The sequence below is a fragment of the Undibacterium sp. genome, from assembly GCF_030683615.1.
Taxonomy (GTDB): Bacteria; Pseudomonadota; Gammaproteobacteria; order Burkholderiales; family Burkholderiaceae_D; genus Undibacterium; species Undibacterium umbellatum.
On the sequence record NZ_JAUXQE010000022.1, the window covers coordinates 151,035 to 175,594 of the forward strand.

Consider the following 24,560-nt stretch of genomic DNA (forward strand, 5'->3'; position numbering starts at 1 on the left):
GTAATCGGCAGCGCTTTCCAGGAATTCTTGAATGGTGCACCGCAACAAATACGATTTTACACGTAGATTTTAAAACGTCAAGCACTTTTTGTGCGCCGCACCAAAATTAGCTAAATGATATTTTCAGATATCTGTATGCTTTTCCTGAAATTACTTGCACTGCCTAGTCTTTAGGCACATGCCTGGCATAGGGGGATCCACCAAGCTTGCTATTTTGAAAATTTTCTTTCCAGCATCAACAGAGCTTCCTTATTCTGTAAGCCGCCTGCATAACCAGTCAGTGCGCCGTTGCTGGCGATCACCCGGTGACAGGGGACGATGATTGATAGGGGATTACGGCCATTCGCCGCCCCCACTGCCCGCATCGCCTTGGGCCGGGCTATGCTTTGCGCCAGTGCCAGATAGCTGCTGGTCTGGGCAAAGGGGATACGGCGCAGGGCTGCCCATACTTCTTGCTGGAAATCTGTTCCGGCCGATAAATCCAGTGGCAAATCAAAATCCTGGCGCTGACCAGCAAAGTATTCCTGCAGTTGCTGACGCGCCTTTATCAGGACATGATCAGATTCATCCTCTTGCCAGCCTGCACTACCCTTGAAGTGTTTATGGTTTTCAAAATACACGCCGCTAAGACCAAGCTCACTGGCGGCTAAAAGCAATTGCCCTACCGGGCTGCTGTAAATAATGTATCTCATGATATTTCCTTTAGTCCTTGCTTACTCTTTGCTTAATGATTGCCACAGCAATAAAGCGGCGTATGCCCGCCACGGTGCCCAGGGCTGGGCAATAACCAGCAATTGTTTTTCAGTCAGGCGCTCACTTGCCGGTGTCGCCGGGGTTGCCAGTAATGCGGCGGCTTTTTGCAAACCGAGGTCGCCTGCAGGAAATGCGTCTGAGAAACGCAGGGCGCGCATGGCGATGTATTGCGCCGTCCATTCGCCTATCCCTTTGACCGTCTTCAGCTTTGCCACCATATCATCCGAGCTGGCGGCCAACTGTTTTTGCAATCCACCATCGAGCGCAAACTGGGCAATATTTTGCAGGGTGGCAGCACGGGCACCGGGTATACCTATACCTGCCAGCGCATCTATCGATAAGCCAGCTATGGTTTGCGGACTGGGAAAATGGTGGGTGACCGCCGCAAACGGAGTAAGCACCGGCAGACCAAAGCGAGTCACCAGGCGGCCAGCCACGGTAGTGGCCCCGGCCACACTGACTTGCTGGCCAAGCACCGCACGGATTGCCAGCTCAAAACTGTCGAAGGCACCCGGCACTCGCATACCGGGCGTGCGCAGGATTTGCCCGGCCAGCAAGGGGTCGCTTTGCAAGTGGCTTTGGATCACGGCAGGATTGGCTTCCAGATCAAATTGCTGCCTGACCCTGGCCATCAAGGGCATGAGTACTGGTGCCAATGAAGGTGAAACTTGCAGGCTGAGTTGCTGTTTGGCTGATAAATGCGCGACTTTGAGCCAGCCTTCCAACCCATCCATCTGCACGCTGCGGACATAGGCTTTGCCACCTTTTTCGTCGAGGACAGCTTCCAAACCGGGCATGGCGCGCCCGGCAAGGTAAGTAATCACTGCGTCCCAGGCATAAGGCGGTCGGTAAGCCAGTTTCAGGCTGACGCCTTCGCCACCACTATCTGTCGCACGCCTTATCGATCCTGGTGCCATTTGATAGCGTTCCGAGAACAAGGCGTTAAAGCGCCTGACGCTGCCAAAACCGGCAGCAAATGCGATCTCTGCCATGCCTAGCTGAGTTTCTTGCAACAGTTTTTTGGCAAACAGCAAACGCTGTGTTTGCGCCAGCTCCACCGGGGTGACACCAAATTCCTGCAACATCACGCGGCGCAACTGACGCGATGACAGGCCGACCTGACTGGAAAAACTTTCTATATCGGTTTCATTCAGGGCACCGTCAGCGATTCTTTGCCAGATGGCATGCGCCAGATTCTGCTGTATCGCATAAGGTGCAAGCTCTGGGCGACAACGCAGGCAGGGACGAAATCCGGCGGCTTCTGCAGCTGCGGCACTGCTATAGAACTCACAAGAGGATTCGCGTGGCGTCTTGACTCCACACACAGGTCGGCAATACACGCCTGTAGTTTTCACGCCAGTAAAAAACACACCGTCAAAACGGCTGTCCTTGGCGGCCAGGGCGCGGTAATAACATTGTTTTTGTGTTAAGCCATCACTGGCTTCATTGAGCATGAGGCTGGTCGCATCTGGCTGTACAACTGCTTGTTGTTTGCCAGGTGTTGTCCGTATCTGCTGTTCCATAGCCGCCACTTTCTTAGGTTGAATCATTTCCGGGATAGCTAAAGTCATGTACCCGTTTTGCAATCTGCATTACTATCCTTAGAAAACGTTATACGCGACTGCGTATCACACTTCTAGCCATTTTCGGACAAACAAATCGGGAATCATGCGCCAGGCGCTGAATTTGAATCGCAATTTACATCGCATCGTCAAGACCGCGCGCAGGCATCCGCGGCTGGCGACTTGCTTGCTTGGCCAATTGAGTCAGCAAGCCTCTGCAGCCGGCCAAACCGGCTTGCAGCTTGACGCTTGTTACCAGCGCTATCTGATACTGGAAAGGCTGGGGCAAGCGCATACCATGCAAAGCGAGCTGGAACACGGCTTGCACATCGCCGAGCAACAGCAACTGACACGCCCGGCTGGTCTGATGCTGCTGGCACTGGGACGTATTAACTACACTCAGGGTGCTTACCGCGATGCCCTGATGTATTGGACGCGTTGTGTAGACTTGAGCAAGTTCAACCGTGATCAAGTGACGCTGGTAGAAGCCCATATCGGTTTGGGGCAAATTTACGATGCCCTCGGTGACCGGAAAACTGCAGCCCGCTTTCATACCGATGCAGGCATCTTGCTGGAGCAATTGAATGAGCCTTATTTGCTTTGCAAGCAAATCATCAATCTGGGCGTCAATGAACTCAACACCGGTGAATTGCAGGCAGCAGAAGCCTGTTTTCTAAGAGCGAAATTGTTAGCCGAGCAACATGCTATTCATGAGTACCTGGCAGAGACATACTGGTATCTGGGCCAGGTCTGCAGCAGAAATGCGCAACTGGAGACAGCTGAAAGCCATATACGAACCGCGCTGGACCTGGCAGATGCCTGCAACTATGTATGGCTGAAAGGTGCAGTACTGGATACCCTGGCCGACATCCTACGCGCCGCAGGGCAATTACATGAGGCGCTGGATGCTTATGGCAAGGCACTGACATATTCAGAAAAAGTCGCTTCACGCCGGCAAAAAGTACGCAGCCTGTCGGCACTGTCAGAAATCCATGAACAACAAGGCAACTGGCAGGAAGCGCTGCACTTTGCCCGCCTGCACCAGCAAACCAGCAGTGAACTCAGTGAACTGGGCACGATGGATAAATTCCATGAATTGCGTGCCTATGACTTGTCACATAAGTCCCCGGTAGAAGTCTTGCTGGAACTTTCCTCCAAGCGCTTGCTGGAGGAAGGCCAGCAGGACGAAGCATTGCAACTGATCGCGAACACTGCCTTGGGCATTCTGAATACCGAACTGGCGGCGGTGTTTCTGATTGATGGCAATGAAGTAGGCTTGCATTGCCATGCCAAGGCCGGTGCACACCAGGCCAGGGTCAAAGCAGAGATGCCTTGCCAGAGCTTGCCGCTCCTGATGCACATGCTACAACAGGATGAAGTGCCGCTGGTAGGACATGATATGCGCCTTCATGTGGTAGCTGCCGAAATGCGGACACTGCTAGGGCAAGAGCATTTGCATTCAGCACTGGAAATTCCTTTGCGCCTGCATGGCAAGAGCGTGGGCCTGATCTGTTTTGCACAAGTCAGCGGTATGAGGAACTGGTCAAGGGAAGATGTCTTGTTTGGCTGCCATCTGGGTAATTTGATACAGCAGGTGCTCAGCCATGCAGAACATGCGCAAACCCAGAAACGACTCGAAGCCGGGGTGCTGGAACGTACTGCGCGCTTGCAATTGCAGACAGAGCAATTGCAGCAGGCACACAAGCATATCTATCAGCTCAGCGAGATAGGCAAGGAAATCACGGCCAGCCTGGACCGCGATATCATCATGGAAATCGTCTACCGCCATGTGAATGAATTAATGGGGGCAGAAGTTTTTGCCGTTGGTATCTACAGGCCAGAACAGGAGACCATAGAATTCCCCTGCAATATCTTGCGCGGCCACCGCATGTTGCCGTACATACGCGACATCAAGGAAAAAGACTTGCTCTCTGTCTGGTGTGTCTCGCATCAACAGCCGATTTTCATCAGCGACATCTATTCCGAATACCAGCATTACATCAGTGAAGCCGGCTTGAACAAGCTGACTGTGGACAGTGCCTATTTTGCCGATCTGGAAAAAATCATCCCGGTCTCGCATATCTATGTGCCCTTGACGATCAAGGGCCGTACCATAGGCTTGATCGCCATCCAGAGCACGCAAAAAAATGCCTTCCAGCGCATGCATCTGGACATTGCCATGATGCTGGCCGCTTACACCGCCATTGCCGTGGAAAATGCCGAGACGTATCAGCAATTGTTAAAGGCCCAGCAAATTCTGATCTCCCAAGAAAAACTGGCGGCCCTGGGTTCGCTGGTGGCCGGTATTGCTCATGAACTCAATACGCCGATAGGCAATAGCCTGCTGACCGCCACCACCTTGCAGGAACAATCAGCCCTATTCTTGCGCAAGTTGGCAGATAACAGTTTAAAGCGTTCTGATCTGAACCAGTTCTCGGCAACGATCAACAATGCCAATGATTTATTACTGCGTAATCTCATGAATGCCAGCGACCTGGTCAGCAGTTTCAAGCAAGTCTCGGTGGACCAGACCAGCCAGAAGCGCCGCACATTTAATTTGCGCAGAACCTCAATGGAGGTCATCCGTACCTTGCACACCCTGATACACAAGCAAGGCCATACACTGGAAATTGATATCCCCGACGATATGGAATTGAACAGCTTCCCTGGCCCCTATGGGCAGATACTGAATAATTTCATCAACAATGCCTTACTGCATGCCTTCGAAAATCGCGAGAATGGCAAGATGATCTTGCGAGCCTACAAAGCGCCGGACAATCAGGTGCAGCTGATTTTTTCTGACAATGGCAAAGGGATAGAAGAGCAGGACTTGCGGCGCATCTTTGACCCTTTCTTTACTACCAAACTGGGCCAGGGCGGTAGTGGCCTGGGTCTGAGCATCGTCCACAATCTGGTGACCACCATCATGTGTGGCAGCATCACTGTCGATAGTACACCCGGTCTGGGCACACGCTTTTGCCTGAACTTGCCGCTCAATCCCTGAATATTTGACTGCTGCCAGACACCATACCGTCATGGTGATTTGGGCAGTCCACATGGCTTTCACGATTGGCATACACTAGAGTTCATTTCTTAATGAGCAAAGCATCTATCGCCATGACTACTCAACGCGCCCCCGATCTTAAAACCGTGCTGCTGGCCAGCGGTGTCGTTATCACCTTGTCCATGGGCGTCAGACATGGTTTTGGCTTCTGGATGCAACCCATCTCGCAGGAGCATGGCTGGACCAGGGAAACCTTTTCCATGGCGATGGCTTTGCAAAACCTGATGTGGGGGGTGTTTGGTCCGCTGGCGGGCATGGTAATTGATCGCGTAGGCACGATGAAGATGATGGTTCTGGGTGCCTTTCTGTATGCCGCCGGCCTGCTGTGGATGGCCCTGGTAAATCAGTCTGGCCTGTTTATCCTGGGGACGGGGGTCTTGATCGGTGCGGCGCTGGCCTGTACCTCGTTTGGTGCAGTCAGCGGCATCATAGGCCGTACTGCGCCATTGGAAAAACGTTCCTGGGCTTTTGGTATTTCATCTGCGGCGGGTTCTTTTGGCCAGTTCATCATGATGCCGATAGAACAGCAATTGATCGCCCATGCAGGCTGGCAAAATGCTTTCTATGTCCTGGCTGCCCTGGTCGTGGTACTGATGCTGCCCATGGCCTGGAAGCTTCGTGAGCCAGCGCTGGAGCAAGTCACAGGCCCGCAGCAAAGCATCATGGAAGCCATACGCGAAGCCTTTGCCTATAAACCCTTTTTACTGCTGGTGGCAGGCTATTTCGTGTGCGGCTTCCAGCTGGTTTTCATCGGTGTACACATGCCCGCCTATTTGAAAGACAAGGGTGTCATGGACCCCAGTGTGGCAGTGTATGCGCTGGCATTGATCGGTCTGTTCAATATCTTTGGTTCTTACTATGCTGGCAAACTGGGGGGCATGTTTCCCAAACCGTATCTGCTATCGGCGATCTATCTGGCGCGCAGCATTGTCATAGGCTTGTTCTTGCTGGCACCGCTGACGCCATATTCCGTATATCTCTTCGCAGCAGCGCTGGGCTTGTTGTGGCTCTCCACCGTGCCACTCACTAACGGTGTCGTCGCCGGGATCTTTGGCGTCAAGTATTTATCCATGCTGTCGGGCTTTGTATTTTTCTCGCACCAGGTCGGCAGCTTTATTGGCGTCTGGCTGGGTGGTTATGTCTATACCAAAACCGGTAGCTATAATATGGTGTGGGGCATAGTGCTGGCTCTGGGTATCTTTGCCGCGCTGGTGAATTTACCCATCAGTGAAAAACCCATCACCCGCGTAGCGACCGCCTGAATAACTTATGTCGAGACCATTTTCCAAAAAACTGCTGCGCCTGCTCTGGGCCGCAATCATGGCAACAGTGCTGGCCCTGGTTTTCATGGCTTATTTGCGCCCGACTTTCATACTTGATCTGGCGAATCGCTTTGTCATTTGCTGAGCACGAACTCACATTAAGAAATAGCGCCTGCCTAGCGCTATTTTTTTGCCAGAAGTGAACGATATTTCCCTGCTATGGTCTGCTACACTGGGTTCCCTTTTGATCAAAGATTTTGGTAAAACTACATGAACAAACATTTACTGCTCATCATGCTGGGTACGGCACTGGCCAATCCTGCCAGCTATGCCACTACTGTTGTTGCCGAACCGGGAAGTGCCGTCACGCAGAAAAAATCTGCTGACCAACTGGTCGGCAATCCCTTTGCCCATGTCAGTACACTGGCTTACCAGTATCCGGCTTTTGACCAGATCAAAAATACGCATTACGCCCCGGCCTTTAGCGAGGGCATGCGTCAGCATGGCCTGGAGATTGTCGCGATTGCCAATAATCGTGCGGCCCCTACTTTTGAAAATACCGTCATCGCGATGGAGCGTGCAGGCCAGATGCTGAACCGTGTTTCCACGGTGTTTTTCAGCCTGACTGCCGCCAATACCAATCCCACCCTGGAAGCACTGTCACGCGACCTGGCACCCAAACTGGCGGCGCATCAGGACCAGATTTTCTTGAATGCGCGCCTGTTCCAGCGCATCAGCAAATTATATGAAGTTCGCCAGGCACTCAAGCTGGATGCAGAATCCCAGCGTTTGCTGGAACGCTATTACACAGACTTTGTGCGCGCCGGTGCCAAACTGGGTGACAAGGACAAGCAAAAACTGAAGAGCCTGAATGCCCAATTGGCCAGTCTGTCCACCAAGTTCAGCCAGAATGTGCTGAAAGAAACCAATGCCTCGGCTATCGTCGTCGATAGCAAGGCTGAGTTGCAGGGTTTGTCTGAAGAAGAAATCGCCAGCGCAGCCGAAGCTGCCAAGGCACGCGGTCTGAAAGATAAATTCGTCATTCCACTCATGAATACCACAGGCCAACCCTTTGAAGCCAGCCTGGCAAATCGTGCCCTGCGTCAGCGCCTGCATGAGGCATCCGTCAATCGTGGCAGCCATGGCGGTGAATTTGACAACCGCCAGGTCGCCATTGACCTGGCACGCCTGCGCGCTGACCGCGCCACACTGCTCGGTTATGCCAACCATGCAGCCTACGGCCTGGAAGATGAAACAGCCAAAACCACCACCGCCGTCAATAAGATGCTGAGTGAACTGGCGCCGGCAGCAGTCAATAATGCAAGAGCAGAAGGCGCGGAGCTGCAAAAGATCATTGATGCCCAGCAAGGCAATTTCAAACTGGCAGCATGGGACTGGGCCTTTTACACCGAGCAATTGCGCAAGGCAAAATACAGTTTTGATGACAGCCAGTTGCGCCCCTATTTCGAGCTGAAGAATGTATTGGAAAACGGTGTCTTCTTTGCCGCCACCAAACTGTATGGCATCACCTTCAAAGAAAGAACTGACTTGCCGGTGTATCACCCCAGCGTCAAGGTCTATGAAATATTTGATACTGATGGCAAGAGCATGGCGCTGTTCATTGCCGACATGTATGCCCGAGATACCAAGCGTGGCGGTGCCTGGATGAATGCTTATGTAGAACAATCCAGCCTGTTTGGTACCAAGCCTGTGATTGCCAATCACCTCAACATCCCGCAACCACCGGCAGGCCAGCCTACCCTGCTGACTTTTGATGAAGTGCGCACCGCTTTCCATGAATTTGGTCATGCCCTGCACGGCCTGTTTTCGAATGTGAAGTATCCACGTTTTTCTGGCACCAATGTACCGCGAGACTTTGTTGAGTATCCTTCACAAGTCAATGAGATGTGGGCAACCTGGCCAGAAGTGTTGAAGAACTATGCCAAGCACTATCAGAATACTCAAGTGATACCGCAAAGTCTGGTTGATAAAATCACGGCAGCCAATAAATTCAATCAGGGTTTTGCAACAACGGAATATCTGGCGGCATCCCTGCTGGACCAGCGCTGGCATCAATTGACTCCAGCGCAGATACCAAAAGATGCGCTGGCCTTTGAAGCAGAGGCATTGAAACAGGCAGGCGTCGACTTTGCGCCCGTGCCACCTCGCTACCGCAGTACTTATTTCTCCCACATCTTTGGCGGTGGCTATTCAGCTGGTTACTATGCCTATCTGTGGAGTGAAGTGCTGGATGCCGAAAGTGTGGAATGGTTCAAGGAAAACGGTGGCCTGAACCGCAAGAATGGTGACTGGTTCCGCCAGCAATTATTGTCCAAGGGTGGCAGCATGGACCCGCTGGAATCTTTCCGCAATTTCCGTGGACGCGAGCCAAAGATTGAACCTTTGCTGATACGACGTGGCTTGCAAAAAAAATAACTGGCTTATTGAACAAACTGCCGGCTAACTGAACTGCGCTGTTCAGTTAGCACAGTTTGCCAACTTGCGACAGATGTAAAAAAAGAGGGGACATGATGTCCCCTCTTTTCATTGATGTATCAAATTCCAGCAGTTGTTATTCAAGCTTCCAGACAAAATCAACTTTTGCCCACACTTGATCAGGTTTGCCATCCTTGGTACCTGGCTTGAACTTGCATTGACTAAGGGCGCCCAATGCCGCTTTGTCCAGGCTCTTGGAACCACTGGATTTCTCGACTTTGGAATCAACCACTTTGCCATCTGCACCGACCAGAAAACCCATCGATACTGTACCCGTTTCCTCATTCATCAAGGCAGCTTTAGGATATTTAGGTGGCTCACAGGATTTACTGTCCATGACCGGAGCAGTGTCGGCCGCCATGACCGAAGCACTGGCTGCCAGCAACAACGATGAGACAAGGATAGATATTTGAGGTTTCATGGTGATCTTCTTATTCATATTCTATTCAGTATAAAAAATTTCCAACAGATTTCAAGGCTAGACACTATTCGCAACAAATTGCGTTTTACGTACCAGCCATTACTTTTTCATTGAGGCGCAGTGCCTTGAATATTGCGTCAGAACTCTTCCCATTCATCCTTGCTATTGGCAGCGGCAGCCGTTTTCCTGGGTGCTGCTTTGGCAACTGGCAAAGATTTTACCTGATTAACTCGCGCTTTAGATTTGATTGTGGCAACCGGTTCGACACGGCGTGGCGCGAGCTGCTGTGCAGGCATTTGCTGGGTGCGTTCACCAGCATGCAGTTTGAAGACGCTGACAACTTTCGCCAACTCGGCAGCCTGGTCCTGCAAGCTTTGGGCGGCAGCAGCAGCTTCTTCCACCAGAGCTGCATTTTGCTGGGTCACGCCATCCATTTCTATAATGGCATGGTTGACGTGCTCAATACCCACGCTTTGCTCCTGGCTGGCTGCACTGATTTCGGCAATAATGTCGGTCACATGTTTCACACTTGAGACGACCTGGTCTATCGTGACACCCGCCTGACCAACCAGCTTGGTACCGACTTCGACTTTCTCTACCGAAGTGCCGATCAAAGTCTTGATTTCTTTGGCCGCCGCCGCACTGCGTTGCGCCAGGTTGCGGACTTCAGCGGCAACCACGGCAAAGCCACGGCCTTGCTCACCGGCGCGGGCAGCTTCCACCGCTGCATTCAGGGCCAGGATATTGGTCTGGAAGGCGATGCCATCAATCACACTGATGATATCGACAATTTTCTTGGAAGATTCGTTAATCGAACCCATGGTATCAACCACCTGGGCCACCACGACACCACCCTGGCGTGCCACTTCAGATGCCGATGCAGCCAGTTGATTGGCTTCACGTGCATTATCGGCATTTTGTTTAACTGTGGTCGTCAATTCTTTCATCGACGAGGTCGTTTTTTCCAGTGAACTGGCTTGCTGTTCAGTACGGGAAGACAGATCAAGATTACCCGTGGCGATTTCGCTGGATGCCGTAGCTATCGTGTCAGTTCCGGTACGCACTTGGGCAACGATATTCACCAGACTGTCACGCATGTTTTTCATTTCAAACAACAGGCTGTTAGTGTCACCAGACTTCAAATCGATAGGTGAAGTCAAATCGCCAGCAGCAATTTGACCAGCAATGCTGGCTGCATAATCTGGCTCACCACCAAGCTGTTTCAACAAGCTGCGACTAATCGCAAAGGCAGCAAATATGCCTGCCACCAAGGCCAGGCCACCCAGGGTCAGCATCAGCGTCGTCGCTGCCTTGAAGGCAGCACTGGCTTCTTCTGCAGTCTGTGTATTGAGTTTATCTTCCAGCGTGACGAGTTCATCCAGAGTATCCAGCCATTTTTTCTGTACCGGACGCAGTTTTTTGATCAGCGTAATTGTGGCAGCTTCAGCATTGTTAGCCAAACCCAGTTCCTGGGCTTTGGCCGGCAAAGAAGCAGCGGCAGTTTCTGCTTCCTTCAGCTTGCCAAGCAAGCTTTTTTTCTCACCTGAAATTGCTTCCTCTTCGTTCGCCATCTTGCTCAGTTTTTCATTTGCGGCAGCATACTGCTTGCTTTGCTCAGCGATTTTTTTCAGTTCTGGTTCCATGTCTGCCGCATCATTCAACAAAGTCAAATTGCGCAACGACACCATGCGGTCGTACACCACAGCACGCATATCCAGTGCCAGACGAGTCTCGGCATTGCTGACATTGACGATCTTTTCCAGACGCCCCTGAATTTGTGCCATTCTCGAAATGCCGACAACGGTTACGGCAATTAAAAACGCTAAAACCAGAGCAAAGCCCAGCCTTAGACGATTACTTACTGTCATTTTTGATAAATTCATTTGCGTGACTGGTGTGAAAAGAGGTTGAAGAGGGAGAGAACTAAAATCTTAACAAATACTACTCTGCTTGTTTGCCCCTGCACCATTAATTGCCACCAGGACACTTATTTTTACAAATGCGTGACGAAGCATACATTTATTGCAAAAAAGCTGGTCATTCAAGGGAAAAGCAAGGAACAAAGTTAGAAATATACTCGATTTTTGCTCAGTAGCAAGGGCTTTTTACTGGTATTCCCCCCTAGCAAAGCGGGATGGGAAAGAAATTATTTGCATTTATACAGCTCAACAAATTTGCCTGTTTTTTACGCAGAAAAACTATACTTGCCCGCCTTGGCGACTGACTAAATTTTGTTCACATTTTCTTCAATTTCCCCATGGCAATATCGTTTTATTGGCAAATGACTCTCTTATCAAATTGCCTAGTGGTCTTATGGATAGGGCAAGAAAAAATATTTTCAGAATTGATGTTTCATTTAAAGAATTTGAAATAATTTTTGACAAAAAACCCGGACGAGTCCGGGTTTTTTGTCTGTTTATAAAATAATGAACAAAATGATCAATATTTATAGGCAGCTGTAAGGTAGAAGGTACGGCCCAGAGGGTCGGTATAGCGACCATCGTAACCAACTTGATTACCACCACCTGTATTACGGATAGTGAATGGTGGGTCTACATTGAACAGATTACGGATACCACCAGTAATTGTCAGATTTTTGATAGGCTTGGCTTGCAATTGATAATCAAAGGTCATGTAGTTGCTGACATCACGTTCCATATCGACCAAACCACCAACTGAACCATCTGCATTCACGGCGCGAACATAGCCATCACCCGCTTTGGCGACTTTGTCGTGATAGCCAGAACGGTAATTCATGGTCAGGCTATGGGTGTATTGCTCGGACACTTTCAGGGACGTCACCAGTCTGGAAATGATACGGAAAGTCACATCATCGTAGGAGTCGAAGCGACCCAGACTGCTTTCTACCTTGGCACCCGGTACATCTTTTTCTGCTGTCAGCATATAAGTGCCTGACCAGTTCATGTTCAGTCTGCCGATAGGCGTAGCAGATTTGAAAGTTGCATCCCAGTCAAGACCAGAATAACGTGAGCTGGCCAGATTCACCGGGCTACGATTGGCCACCAGAACTTTGGATTTCTGGATAGGATCATAGTACAGGGAGATATATTGCTCAGCCAGTGCCGGTGTCGTGAAAATCAAATCTTGAGACAACTTCTGAATCTGGTTTTTCAGCTTTACATCCCACCAGTCAAGACCCAGAGACAAGTTGCTGCTTGGTTCCAGGCGGAAACCGAAGGCTGCCTGTTTGGATTCTTCTGCTTTCAAAGCATCCGAGCCTGTGCTTGGATTACCTTTTTTCAACAGACCATATTCAGACGTACCACGGCAATATGGGAAGCGTGGATCTGTTGCTTTGGTGATAGGGCAAGGGAAGAAATTGGAAGAACCATCATTTTTCAATGGATCAGAAATATCGTTCAGTGTCGGTGCCTTGAAACCAGTGCCATACGAACCGCGCAACATCAGATTTTGCATAGGCTGATACCGTGCAGACAATTTATACGTTGCTTTGGACACAGCGATCCCTTGCGTACCAGGCTGGGAAGCGTTGCCATTGACGTCGTAGCTGACGTTGTCTTTCTTGACTGCGTCATAACTGTCATAACGGATAGCTGCTGTAACATCCATGTTTTTGATGACAGGCATCAGCAATTCGCCGAATGTACCCCAGCTCTTGCGAGAAGCAACCAGGCCTTGTGAACCAGTAGCTCCACCGATGATCACGTCTGTCCAGGCTGGGTGCTGAGGACCAGGACCTTGTACCAGTTCGGACGGTGCATCATCGAATGACTGCTTGGTCATGTCTGCGCCCAGACCCAGTTGCGCCTTGCCGCCTGCCATTTCGAACAATTCTCTTGAGGCGTTGGCTTTCAGTACATCAATCTTGGATTTGGTAACGCTGAGGTTTTCCTTCAATACAGCAGGTGCCAGGATGGAAGCGGCATTCTGATTCACAATATAAGGATTGTAAGCACCCGATTTGACCAATGCATCGAAGCGGTTGGCGCTCATGTAACCGGAAACCGCGTCATCTTTCTCGGTATTTTCAGAATGGGTGTAGCTGGCGCTCAAATCCCAGCCCATGTAATTGCTGTCCAGACCCAGTACCAGATGACGGGCTTCGGTCTGGTAATCATCAGCACGGCCGCCTGCATCATTGGCGCGATAGTAGAAGAATGCATCAGTCACATCATTAGGATTGATGCCTTGTCCTGCCAGCAGCGGTACCACTGATTTGTTGTAAGCACCGATGTAATTCGGGTTGACGACTTTTTGGCCAGTGACCGGATCGGTACTGAAAGTAGTCAAAGGCTGGGCTGGCGCTGCATAACGTGCCTTGTTGGAGAAGTTGGACATGACCAATTCACCAAACAAAGTTGTGTCCTTGCCCAATTTCAAATTACCTGATGCAAAGAAGCTATCGCGCTTCAACTCTGGCAGCAGATGCACGGTAGAAGCATAGTCATAGCGGCACACGCCGCCTCGCTCGAAAGTGTTAGGACCGTTACACTTGCCAGTATTCACCAGATCGACGGAAAAAGTCGCATTATTGCCCAGGGAATCATAGATGTCAGCATTTGCCGGGATGGAATTGATACTGGTTTGCCAAGTGGCAAAATGCTTGCCATCTTTCATAAATCTCAAGACACCTGATTTGGAAAACTCGCGTTGCGATGCTTCCAGGGGTTTTTGCTCATCATGGCTATAGGCGAGCAAGACATTGAAACCATCTTTATCTGGATCACCAAAACCTTTGGAAATAGAGAAGTTGCTACTGCGGCCCCCTTTTTGTTGAGGGCTGGTCAGGGTGGCCTCTACATTCAGGTCTGTCTGATTCTTTTTCAGGATGAAGTTGATAACACCGGCAATCGCATCTGAACCATACAGGGTGGAAGCACCATCGGTCAGAATTTCGACGCGCTCAACTGCGGACAAAGGAATGCTGCCCAGATTGACTGCACTACCCGTGCCATACGGTGCCATGCGGCGACCATTCAACAGTACCAATGTATAGTCAGTACCAATGGCGTGAATGGAAGCAGACTGACGACCAGCACCGCCACCGTTGACCGATGCCGACGCAGTAATGAAGCCTTGCATGGCTGGTAAGGCAGCGACCAGGTCGGCCACATTGTTTACACCACTTTGTTCTATGTCTTTACGGCTCAGGGTTTGCACAGGCAATGCGCCTTCTTGTGCAATCCTTTTGATCGAGGAACCGGTAATTTCCACTTTCTGTACTGCGTCTTGCGACATCGCTGGTTGTGCCAGCAATCCCGCACCCACCGCAAAACCGCCAACAAACATCATGCGTACTGATCGGGCCAACATTTTTTCTACCATGACTAAACCCCCAAAAATGGAACTGATGAGCGATGCTACCCAGGCAAGATCCTGACTTTCGCCAGAACCCCCTATTTGCCCTGGTAGCAATATTTTCTTTGGGAATTTCTTTACGGAAACTGCAAAAAGTGTACGCGTCAGTACTTTTTTGTAGATTGAATGAATGCTTCTTTTTTGCTTTTTTGTTCCGTAAAAAAATCTCCTTATTTATGGAACCATTTGAAAACTTTGCTGTCAAGCTTCGCTAATATATTTCTTTTTATCTCACGGACACGCTGCAATGCAGATCATTTTTAATGATTCGGAATGTTAATTAAGGCAAGTAGATATGTTGCTAAATTACGTCGCACCAAAACATTTATATTTAATTTAGCTATTTTTTCATGGCCTGAATTATTGAGTCCTTGAAAGTTAATTTTCAGTATAAAAATCGGATGATTTTTTTCTCTGCACAAGTTTAGTGATTTCTCGCCGACGTTTATTTGACTTTCAACGCCTGCCCGCCTTGATTGGCAGTTTGTCAAAAAAAATATAGTCCGATTTATTTTTCTGGACGTCACTAAAAAATTGGTATGTACAACTTTTTCACTTGTCTCTTATGCACAACAAGGGCGATCTTGGCCATGCATGGAAATTGCGTTAATAGCATCTTTTTAAGGCTGACTCCAGCAAGAGTTTGCCGCAGTATCTGATATGAAGTGGGCTGGCAAATTTACTCTTACTACGCTCTTGCAGCCTCAACTGTTCATTGCCAGCAACAACAGCAGATATGCTACTCACGCTCTATACCCGTCCCTAAACAGCTATAGACGCTGCTGCGAAACTGCGCAGTTTCATGTACCGAGTGTACCTCTCAGCTAAATCCAGGTTGTACCGCCAGTGTTCTTCCCTCTGCGGCTGCTGAAAGCGCATGAAAAAAGCCCCGCAAGCAAGCTTGCGGGGCTTTCATTCAACATTGCATTGGCAGTGCCTTTGCCGGGACTACGGATCCGGCGAAGGCATTACTTAAACATGCTGTGCCGCTACATCATCAGAATGTGTAACGAGCACCGATGTTCCAGTAACGGCCAACTGCGCCGGACTGATGCAGGGATGGGTTGTAGTTGATACGGCCATAAGTCTGGACGTCCAGCGGTGCCATCTTGTCAAACAAGTTGGTGATGGATGCTGTGAATTCCAGGTTTTTGGACATTTTCCATTTACCGAACACGTCAACTGTCGTGAAGGCAGCAATACGGCAACCGAGGTAAGGATTGTGGTTTGCATCTGTATCCAGGCACTCGCCACCGATTTCATTGGTGCCGCTGATGCTGGATACATGGTTGATGTTACCGGACACTGTCCAAGGACCACGGTCCCAACCCAGGCTCAAACTAACTTTAGTACGCGGTGTACCGCCGTTACCGGACAGGTTGATATCACCGTGAGTACCAGCGAATTCGTGCGTAGTACCATCAGAATCAGTACGCTTGAATTCATGCATGTAAGTCACAACCACGCCGGCATTCAACTTACCGTTGGCGCCCAGGTCAAACTTGCTGCGCATGTCCAGATCCAGACCGGATGTTTGTGTCTTACCAGCGTTCAGGTAAGGCGCTTTCACCATCAGGATAGGACCAGCCAGGCCAGGGAAGTTGGAAGTTGCTTCGCCACGGACAATTTGTGCATCTGGGTAGCCAGCTGGATTGGCAACAATCGCGCTAGGATCAGAACCACCGATTTCGCCGTCACGTTCAATTTTCCACCAGTCCAGGGAGATACTGAAGTTCTTGACTGGTTCTACGACGAAGCCCAAGCTATAGCTCTTGGATGTTTCTGGCTTGATGTTTTTGTTACCAACTGTGATAGCACCAACTTGTTGGGAAGAACAATCGATAGGCAGTTTAGTTACCGGGCAACGGATAGGATCATTAGGGATATTGGTAAATGCTGCTACAGCGGAATCACCATTCTCAGCCGCGCTAGGAGCACGGAAACCTTCAGCATAAGTACCGCGTAATGCGAAGGTGTTGGTCGGTGTAAATTTGAAGCCAGCTTTTGGTGTAGTCGAGCGACCATAGTCAGAGTATTTGTCTGTACGGGCAGCCAGCTGGAATTCCAGGGATTTCAGTACAGGGATAGCCAACTCAGTATACAGCGCTGTCACATTGCGGGAACCCTTGGAAGCGGAGTAGCCCAAGCCTGCGATGTCATTGATATTAGTGTATGGAGTTGGATCGCTGTTGGTTTCTTCTTTGCGATACTCTGCACCAACCGCAATGCCCATCGCACCACCAGGCAATTGCATCAATTCACGGGTCGCTTTGAAGTCTACCGATGTGCTCTTGGTCACGCCAGAGTTTTGCAAAGTTGGAGAAACCAATGCCAGCACTTCAGGTGTATTGACACGGCCCTGACCAATACGGAAACTACCATTTGCTACTGCTGCTTTCAGAGCAGATTGGCGATAGTAACCGTTTTGTGTCTTGTCTGTTTTGCTTTCAGCATACAGGAAGCCAGCGTCGTAATCCCACTCAGCAACTGTACCCTTTACGCCAGCCAGGAAGCGGGTCACTGTAGTTTCCAGATCGGAAGTACGTGGGCGTGCCGCATCTACCCAACGTGGACGTGCGCGGTTAGCAGCAAACGGATTGTCCGGGTGGCCGATAGGCAGCAACAACTGGTCAGGACCAGTATTGGTGTTGTTAACACGGGCGTTGACCAGGTCAAAGCCAGCGCCTGTCAAACCGGAAGGTGTAGTCTGGGTTTTTGCCTTGCTGTTGAACAAGCCCAGTTCTGTGTACGCTGTGGTTTTGTCATTGATGGCAAAAGTACCGCGTGCATAGATGTTCAGATTTTCTGTTTCAGGCTGGATAGTCTGGAATTGAACCGGATCCCACAAGCAACCGCCCAAGGCGTTGTCGAGTGAAGTACCACCAACTGGGTCCAGATTTGCAGCAGAGCAAGTACCTGGCAATTGTTTGACATTGCCAGCAGCGCCAGTGAGCGTACCACCAGTAGCATTCACTGGGCGTACTGTGCCCAGGAAGTTGGAACCGCCACCGTTACCGGCTGTAATTTGGCCTCCGCGCTGATCGCGGCCACCCCATGGACGTGCATCGGCTTGGCCGATATAGTCGTCACGGTCTTTTTGCCAGATTTTTTCTTGCTTCTTGGCATCAATCGTCATGAAGACATTGTATTTGTCTTGTTGCAGATTACCAAAACCAAGAGCTGCAGAAGCGCTCATCACGCGGCCATCGCCACGGGAAGATTGACCGATATTGGCAGCAACAGACTGACCAACATAGTTTTGACGCAGGATAACGTTAACCACGCCTGCAATAGCGTCGGAGCCGTAGATCGCGGATGCGCCGTCTTTCAGGATCTCGATGCGATCAACTGCATCCAGAGGAATGGAGTTCAAATCGACGAAGCTGCGTTGACCGTCATCACCGAAGCCATAAGGCGCAGTACGGCGACCATTGATCAACACCAGCGTGGAGCTAACGCTCAGACCACGCAGGGAAACGCCAGAAGCACTACCGGCAAAGCCGTTAGTGAAAGAACCACTGATACTGCCGTTGTTATCTGCAGAAATACTGCGGACTACGTCAGCGATGGAAGTTTTGCCAGTTTGCTCGATGTCTTTACGGCTCAGAATCTGGGTCGTTGCAACACCTTCAGTTTCAGTACGCTTGATACTGGAACCAGTGATTTCAACTTTTTGTACCGCTTCTTGCGCGAAGCTTGGCTGGGCCAGCATACCCATACTCAACAGCAAACCACTAGAACAGATCAATCGTACCGATCTTGATATCGTTTTTTCTCTTATCATTATTGCGCTCCGTTATATATATGTTCCTAACAAATTTTGTGACAACTAAACAAAGTTTGTTAATTTGCAAAACCACCAAATAAAAATGGAAATTTTTTTCGGCGTGGGGAAAATTTTGAGAAATTTCTTTCAGAAAATTTGCCTCAGCATGAGAACATTTAAGAGATTCCGTTGTCAATATTGATAAAAAACATGCAGCAAAAAAACAACACCTAGCTACAAAAATATGACATTTGCATAGAGCCCCACCGGGGTTTGACTATGAAATGTCGCCAAAGTTTCAAAAACGGCTTAAAATTTTTGCGCTTGTGCAGGAAGCTAGAATTTATTGCCAGTGAGATATTATTGATTTTTGCGGAGCATTTGCCCACATATATTAAACGCAAACACTTGCGCACCAAAAAGGAGCACAAATAAGTAATGCCGTCATGCCCCTTGTAATAAATACAGGAAAATATGGGCGCAAGCTTGGCGATCCAGGCCCGTAGCAAACAAAAAACCCCGGATTTCCGGGGTTTTTTGTTTGACTGTTCAGGTAATACTTACTTTGCAGATGCCTCGGCAGAAGCTGCTGCTGCCGGCTTGACTTCAGGCTCCTTGAATTTAGCGCCTGCAGAATTAGCCAAATGCACTACAGCACGGGCCACTTCGATATCGTCCAGGTCAGGGTTGCCGCCTTTGGCAGGCATGGCACGCAAGCCACCTATCGCATTGGCGACCACTTTGTCGTAGCCCTGCGCAATACGTGGACCCCAGTCAGCGGCATTTCCAAATTTAGGTGCGCTGGCAGCACCAGTGTCGTGACAAGCAGCACAGATGGTTTTATAGACAGCTTCGCCGGATTGCAGGGTTTTAGGGCCGCTGGCATCCTTGAAGTTAAAACCCTGGTCAGCTACCGGGCTGATACGGGTAGCAATTGCTTCAGGTGTGAGTGCAGAAGAACCTGCACCTACTTTTTTGTCATTCGATACATACTGTACCAGTAAGACAATGGCAATAATGGGTACCAGGAATCCGGCGAGAACTGCAACGATTAGTTGCTTAGGGGTCTTGATCGCTGATTCGTGTTCGTCGTGCGCGTCGCTCATGGTTTCCTCAATGCAAATAAATTAGGTACTGAAAGTCGTTAGCCTATGCAGCTCGGCAACCTACCGCGGCAAGTGCCAAAGCTTGGGATTATAGAGCGAAAGCGCCGTGTTTGGAATGAAAAGCAGGTTGTGTGCGCCAAGAATCAGGAAAATCTGCCCGCTTTAACGACAAATTCCCTGCTTTGATGCGCAAGACCCGCTTGAAATTGAGTTAGAATGTTGCCCTTGGATTACTTAAGTCTCACTTATGCATTTCCATGCATAGCCCACGCGCCAGTAGCTCAGTTGGATAGAGTACAGCCCTCCGAAGGCTGGGGTCGCACGTTCGATTCGTGTCTGGCGCGCCATGATTTTTTCTTATCCCTCTTTATCCCTGCACGGCCAACTATTCGCAAGTTTGCTTGTCGACCTTGCCGCATTTGTACTAAGCTTGTCCACTTTGCAATTATTTCTGGATTGAACCAGAATCTGATTTGCATGGTCACAGCCTGCGTATTATCTGCAGGCGAATACACTGACATTCACCATTTTGCATTTACCTCATCTATAAAGGTCGCTACATGAAATCATCGCGCATGCAACTCAGCAGCTTGAGCCTCTCCCTGGCATTGGCTTTTACTACCCTGGTCCATCTCCCGCCAGCCATCGCGGCTGAAAATGCAGCGACAGCCAAAGCTGCCCTGCCTGCGGGCGTACAGTTTGTGCGCCAGGTAGAGGGGATAGACGAGTACCAGTTGTTGAATGGCATGCGTGTCTTGCTGGTGCAAGATGCCAGCAAACCGACTACCACCGTAAATATTACTTACCGGGTAGGCTCGCGCCATGAAAACTATGGCGAAACTGGCATGGCGCATTTGCTCGAACATCTGATGTTCAAGGGCAGCAAGGCCCATCCACGTCTGTGGGAAGAAATGTCACAGCGCGGCGTGCAATTCAATGGTACGACCTGGCTGGACCGCACCAATTACTATGAAACCTTTGCTGCCAAGCCGGAAACCCTGGCCTGGGCCATCAGTATGGAAGCCGACCGTATGGTCAACTCACGCATCTCCGGCGAAGACCTGAAGACAGAATTCACCGTCGTGCGCAATGAAATGGAAAAGAATGAGAACTCCGGCATCGCTATCCTGATACAGCGCATCATGTCGGCCGCCCATCAATGGCATAACTATGGCAAGGACACCATAGGCGCACGTACTGATGTGGAAAACGTCAACATCCCGCACCTGCAAGCTTTCTGGCGCAAATACTACCAGCCTGACAATGCCACCCTGATCGTAGCTGGTGCCTTTGATGCCAAACAGGCTCTGCAATTGATTGCGACCAAATTTGGCAAAATACCAAAACCAAAACGTGCGCTGGAACCTACGTACACATTAGATCCCGTGCAAGATGGTGAGCGCGATGTCATTGTCCGTCGCGTTGGTGATTCACAAGCCATCGCAGCTTTGTACCACACCGTACCTGCAGCCCACCCTGATTATGCCGCGACTGAGGCGCTGGCCCTGATCCTGGGCGACACACCCAATGGCCGCCTGTACAAGGCCCTGGTTGAAACCAAGAAAACTGCCGATGTATTCCCGTGGGCCGCAAATCTGGAAGAACCAGGTTTCCTGATGCTGGGCGCCAACTTGCGTACTGAGCAAAACCTGCCAGAAGCCAAGCAAATCTTGCTGGAAACCATAGAAGGCTTTGACAAGGTTCCTGTCACAGAAGCAGAACTGACACGTGCCAAGGCCAAGCTGGATTCAGATATCGCGCAGATTTTCAATGATCCTGAAAAATTTGCCGTGGCTCTTTCGGAAAGTATCGCCGCTGGTGACTGGCGTTTGTTCTTCTTGTTCCGCGACCGCGTCAAGGCACTCAAGGCTGAAGATGTACAGCGCGTCGCCACTACCTGGCTGAAGTCAAGCAACCGCACCTCAGGCAGTTTTATCCCGACAGAAAAGCCGGACCGCTCACCTGCCCCGGCCAAAGTTGCTGTGGATGAGCAAATCAAGCAATTCAAACCTGGCGTGGCCATCGCCCAGGCAGAAAATTTTATCGCTTCGGCTGACAATATCGACAAGCGCACTATCACAGGCGCACTCAGCAATGGCATGCAATACGCCTTGCTGCCCAAGACGACACGTGGCAATACTGTTGTGCTGTCGATGATGTTGAATTTTGGCGATGAAAACAGCCTGAAAGGCAAGGCCGGTGCTGCCGAGCTGGCCGCTGCCATGCTCAACCGTGGTACGGAAAAACTCAGCCGTCAACAATTCACCGAAGAATTGGACAAACTCAAGACCAAGTTGCAAATCAGTGGTTCAGTTTCTACCGCCAACGTACAGGTGGAAACCATACGTGACAATCTGCCCAGAGTACTGGAATTATTGCGCGATGCCCTGCGTCAGCCTGCCTTCAATGAAGCCGAGTTCACACAATTGCTCAATTCTCAGTTGGCACAACTGGAAGAGTCACGCAAGGAACCTCAAGCTGTCGCCGTAGATGCAGGCAGGAAAGCACAAAATACCTATCCCAGCGATGACGCCCGCTACTATCGCAGCATAGATGAACAGATTGCCTATCTGAAAACAGCCAAACTGGCAGATGCCAAGGCATTCTGGAAACAGTTTTATGGTGCCAATCATGCAAAACAGGCACAAATTGCTGTCGTCGGCGAATTTGATGCCAACGGCTTGAAAGCAGAATTGCAAAAAACCTTCGGTGACTGGAACACATCACAAAAATTCACCCGTCTCCCCAAACCTTTCCTGGCAACTAAGGCCGATGACAAGCAAATCATCACACCGGACAAGGCCAACGCCTTCTTCTTTGCAACCATGCTGGTACCTGTTGGCACCAAACATCCTGATTATCCGGCATTAGTACTTGGCAATTACCTCATGGGTGGCAGCGCCAATTCACGCATACTGAACCGCATACGTCAAAAAGATGGGGTCAGCTATGGTGGTGGTTCCAGCTTTAGTGGTTCATCGGTAGAAGAAGTGGGGGCCTTCAATGCCGGTGCTATTTACGCACCGCAAAACCGAGTCAAGCTTGAAACTGGCATACGTGAAGAAATGGCCCGCGTACAGACGGAAGGCTTTACAGCAGCGGAACTGGAAGATGGCAAGAAGAGCCTGATCCAGCAATATCAACTCGAACGCAGCCAGGACGCCGCACTGGCCAATAGTCTGGTCAACAACCTCTATCTTGGTCGTAATATGCAATTCCAGGCGGATATAGAAAAGAAGATACAGTCACTGACTGTGGCTCAAGTCAAAGAAGCCATGACTAAACATCTGGGATTTGAAAAAACCTTGCGCGTGTTTGCGGGCGACTTCAAATAAGCTTTTTAAGTAACGGACAGGCTTGCACAGGATGCTGTGCAAGCCTTTTTTATTATTGTTTAATTGTTTTTTTGATTGCTCACCATGCTTAACACTAAAGCAGAGGCCTACCAGTTGCTGTCAAGCCTGGGGGCATCAGAGCGCTTGCTGACTCACGTGAAACTGGTTGGCGAAGCAGCTGATTTATTGATTACAAACTTTGAAGATATGGATGTGCAGTTCGATGCAAATCTGATACGTCTTGGTACTGCCATCCATGACGCAGGCAAAATCCTGCACCCTCATGAACTGGATGGCCCTGGCTCAATGCATGAACCTGCTGGTGAAAAAATGCTGCTGGCGAAAGGTGTACAAACCGCAGCGGCAAGGTGTTGCGTGACACACGCGCAATGGCACCATGGCGACCTGAGTCTGGAAGAATTAGCCGTCGCTGCTGCCGACAAATTATGGAAGGGCAAGCGAGAAGCGGAACTGGAGCTCAAACTAATCCAGGCCATTGCGCTACAAAAACAAGTTGATCACTGGGATGTGTTCACCAGGCTGGACGATGTATTTGAAACAATCGCTGCTGATGGCAGTGAAAGATTACAGCGCAGCAGGCTTGTAACTATCTCTTAAAATCTGGGCAGCAGACTTGGGCTACACTGAGTTTTTGCCAACGCAAAGCCACCACCATGAGTGTCCGGTTTTTTCGCTCTCTTGTTATTATTGCTAGCTGCCTTTCTGGTAGCGCATCACTGGCGACCGGCAGACCTGTCATGCAACTGGCTTCGCTGGAATGGGCACCGTATGTTGGCAAACATCTGCCTGATGAAGGATTAACTTCGGTCATCGTCAAGGCAGCTGCCTTGCAAGCGGGGATGGATACCCAAATCAGTTACACCCCGTGGAGCCGTGCTGTGCAACTGGGGCAAAAGGACCCTGCTTACGCTGGATATTTCCCGGCCTTTTATTTGAAGGAGCGGGAAAAAACCTGTTATTTTTCCGGCCCGCTGGGGAATAGCATCGTTGGCCTGGCTGCTGTCAAAAACAGGCATTTCGACTGGAAAAATTACGCCGACCTGAAGGGCTTGACCATAGGGGTTGTGCGAGACTATGCCAATGGCGAGGAATTTGATGCCCAGGTTAAAAAAGAACAATTAAAACTGGATGTGGCACCTTCAGACATCAGCAATTTGCGCAAATTGATGGCTGGACGTGTCGACCTGGTGGTCATCAGCAAGGATGTCTTGCGGCAGTTGCTGATTACCGAACCAAGCCTCAAAAGCGGCCAGGAAAGCATTATTTTCCACCCCAAGGAAATCATCAATTTTTCGTTGCACATTTGCTTCCAGCGCAATGAACGTGGGTTGAAATATCAGCAACTCATCAATCCCTATCTGGAAAAACTCAATCTCAGAAGAATAGAAAACCTGTACTTCCAACAAATGCAAAGTGCCCAGCCATAAAGTTCAA

Annotated in this window: 14 protein-coding genes and 1 tRNA gene; 8 read left to right on the forward strand and 7 right to left on the reverse strand. The window is 50.0% G+C overall.

Going from position 1 to position 24,560, the window contains the following annotated elements:
* Positions 1–209 precede the first annotated feature (209 nt).
* Together Q8K39_RS12280 and Q8K39_RS12285 are read right to left on the reverse strand one after the other, a co-directional pair.
* Positions 210–692 carry a methylated-DNA--[protein]-cysteine S-methyltransferase gene (locus tag Q8K39_RS12280; protein ID WP_305260541.1) on the reverse strand — a complete coding sequence of 161 codons (483 nt, stop codon included), beginning with the start codon at positions 690–692 and terminating at the stop codon, positions 210–212.
* Positions 693–713: 21 nt separating this feature from the next.
* The gene (locus tag Q8K39_RS12285; protein WP_305260543.1) at positions 714–2,324 is read right to left on the reverse strand and encodes a DNA-3-methyladenine glycosylase 2 family protein; all 1,611 of its coding nucleotides are present in this window, start codon (positions 2,322–2,324) and stop codon (positions 714–716) included.
* Between the two features lie 115 nt (positions 2,325–2,439).
* Between Q8K39_RS12285 and Q8K39_RS12290 the strand changes: the two genes are divergently transcribed.
* The 4 genes from Q8K39_RS12290 to Q8K39_RS12305 all read left to right on the forward strand — a co-directional run bounded on the left by Q8K39_RS12290 (position 2,440) and on the right by Q8K39_RS12305 (position 9,077).
* Positions 2,440–5,319 carry an ATP-binding protein gene (locus Q8K39_RS12290; protein WP_305260545.1) on the forward strand — a complete coding sequence of 960 codons (2,880 nt, stop codon included), beginning with the start codon at positions 2,440–2,442 and terminating at the stop codon, positions 5,317–5,319.
* A 92-nt stretch (positions 5,320–5,411) separates the two neighbouring features.
* Complete coding sequence (locus Q8K39_RS12295; protein WP_305260546.1) at positions 5,412–6,641, forward strand: MFS transporter; 1,230 nt, start codon at positions 5,412–5,414, stop codon at positions 6,639–6,641.
* 7 nt (positions 6,642–6,648) lie between these two features.
* Positions 6,649–6,786, forward strand: coding sequence for a hypothetical protein (locus Q8K39_RS12300; RefSeq protein ID WP_186955780.1), 138 nt, complete (start codon positions 6,649–6,651; stop codon positions 6,784–6,786).
* 125 nt (positions 6,787–6,911) lie between these two features.
* Positions 6,912–9,077 (forward strand): M3 family metallopeptidase, encoded by a 2,166-nt coding sequence (locus Q8K39_RS12305; RefSeq protein ID WP_305260549.1) that lies wholly within the window; start codon positions 6,912–6,914, stop codon positions 9,075–9,077.
* 136 nt (positions 9,078–9,213) lie between these two features.
* On the opposite strand, the gene Q8K39_RS12310 is transcribed toward Q8K39_RS12305, so the two are convergent.
* The 5 genes from Q8K39_RS12310 to Q8K39_RS12330 all read right to left on the reverse strand — a co-directional run bounded on the left by Q8K39_RS12310 (position 9,214) and on the right by Q8K39_RS12330 (position 19,770).
* On the reverse strand, positions 9,214–9,498 hold the full coding sequence (locus Q8K39_RS12310) for an energy transducer TonB (protein WP_370868602.1): 285 nt from the start codon (positions 9,496–9,498) through the stop codon (positions 9,214–9,216).
* A 197-nt stretch (positions 9,499–9,695) separates the two neighbouring features.
* Positions 9,696–11,426: a methyl-accepting chemotaxis protein gene (locus Q8K39_RS12315; protein ID WP_305260550.1), complete on the reverse strand. Its 1,731-nt coding sequence runs from the start codon at positions 11,424–11,426 to the stop codon at positions 9,696–9,698.
* 571 nt (positions 11,427–11,997) lie between these two features.
* Entirely contained in the window at positions 11,998–14,853 is a 2,856-nt protein-coding gene (locus Q8K39_RS12320; protein WP_305260552.1) for a TonB-dependent receptor domain-containing protein, read from the reverse strand.
* Between the two features lie 1,042 nt (positions 14,854–15,895).
* On the reverse strand, positions 15,896–18,610 hold the full coding sequence (locus tag Q8K39_RS12325; RefSeq protein ID WP_305260554.1) for a TonB-dependent receptor: 2,715 nt from the start codon (positions 18,608–18,610) through the stop codon (positions 15,896–15,898).
* 614 nt (positions 18,611–19,224) lie between these two features.
* Entirely contained in the window at positions 19,225–19,770 is a 546-nt protein-coding gene (locus tag Q8K39_RS12330) for a cytochrome c5 family protein (RefSeq protein WP_305260556.1), read from the reverse strand.
* 270 nt (positions 19,771–20,040) lie between these two features.
* Between Q8K39_RS12330 and Q8K39_RS12335 the strand changes: the two genes are divergently transcribed.
* From Q8K39_RS12335 to Q8K39_RS12350, 4 genes are all read left to right on the forward strand, one after another.
* Positions 20,041–20,117: transfer RNA gene (locus tag Q8K39_RS12335), tRNA-Arg, on the forward strand.
* Positions 20,118–20,330: 213 nt separating this feature from the next.
* Positions 20,331–23,105, forward strand: coding sequence for a pitrilysin family protein (locus tag Q8K39_RS12340; RefSeq protein ID WP_305260558.1), 2,775 nt, complete (start codon positions 20,331–20,333; stop codon positions 23,103–23,105).
* 84 nt (positions 23,106–23,189) lie between these two features.
* A complete protein-coding gene (locus Q8K39_RS12345) occupies positions 23,190–23,723 on the forward strand; it encodes an HD domain-containing protein (RefSeq protein WP_305260560.1) in 534 nt (177 codons plus the stop codon).
* A 140-nt stretch (positions 23,724–23,863) separates the two neighbouring features.
* Complete coding sequence (locus Q8K39_RS12350) at positions 23,864–24,553, forward strand: ABC transporter substrate-binding protein (protein WP_186955774.1); 690 nt, start codon at positions 23,864–23,866, stop codon at positions 24,551–24,553.
* Positions 24,554–24,560: the final 7 nt, after the last annotated feature.

What these genes read in the sequence shown, in the direction of transcription:
- Q8K39_RS12295 (WP_305260546.1), top strand. Translation starts at nt 5,412, where the DNA reads ATGAGCAAAGCATCTATCGCCATGACTACTCAACGCGCCCCCGATCTT.
- Q8K39_RS12350 (WP_186955774.1), top strand. Translation starts at nt 23,864, where the DNA reads ATGCAACTGGCTTCGCTGGAATGGGCACCGTATGTTGGCAAACATCTG.
- Q8K39_RS12330 (WP_305260556.1), bottom strand. Translation starts at nt 19,770, where the DNA reads ATGAGCGACGCGCACGACGAACACGAATCAGCGATCAAGACCCCTAAG.
- Q8K39_RS12315 (WP_305260550.1), bottom strand. Translation starts at nt 11,426, where the DNA reads ATGACAGTAAGTAATCGTCTAAGGCTGGGCTTTGCTCTGGTTTTAGCG.
- Q8K39_RS12310 (WP_370868602.1), bottom strand. Translation starts at nt 9,498, where the DNA reads ATGGCGGCCGACACTGCTCCGGTCATGGACAGTAAATCCTGTGAGCCA.
- Q8K39_RS12320 (WP_305260552.1), bottom strand. Translation starts at nt 14,853, where the DNA reads ATGTTGGCCCGATCAGTACGCATGATGTTTGTTGGCGGTTTTGCGGTG.
- Q8K39_RS12340 (WP_305260558.1), top strand. Translation starts at nt 20,331, where the DNA reads ATGAAATCATCGCGCATGCAACTCAGCAGCTTGAGCCTCTCCCTGGCA.
- Q8K39_RS12305 (WP_305260549.1), top strand. Translation starts at nt 6,912, where the DNA reads ATGAACAAACATTTACTGCTCATCATGCTGGGTACGGCACTGGCCAAT.
- Q8K39_RS12300 (WP_186955780.1), top strand. Translation starts at nt 6,649, where the DNA reads ATGTCGAGACCATTTTCCAAAAAACTGCTGCGCCTGCTCTGGGCCGCA.
- Q8K39_RS12345 (WP_305260560.1), top strand. Translation starts at nt 23,190, where the DNA reads ATGCTTAACACTAAAGCAGAGGCCTACCAGTTGCTGTCAAGCCTGGGG.
- Q8K39_RS12325 (WP_305260554.1), bottom strand. Translation starts at nt 18,610, where the DNA reads ATGCTGGCCCAGCCAAGCTTCGCGCAAGAAGCGGTACAAAAAGTTGAA.
- Q8K39_RS12280 (WP_305260541.1), bottom strand. Translation starts at nt 692, where the DNA reads ATGAGATACATTATTTACAGCAGCCCGGTAGGGCAATTGCTTTTAGCC.
- Q8K39_RS12285 (WP_305260543.1), bottom strand. Translation starts at nt 2,324, where the DNA reads ATGACTTTAGCTATCCCGGAAATGATTCAACCTAAGAAAGTGGCGGCT.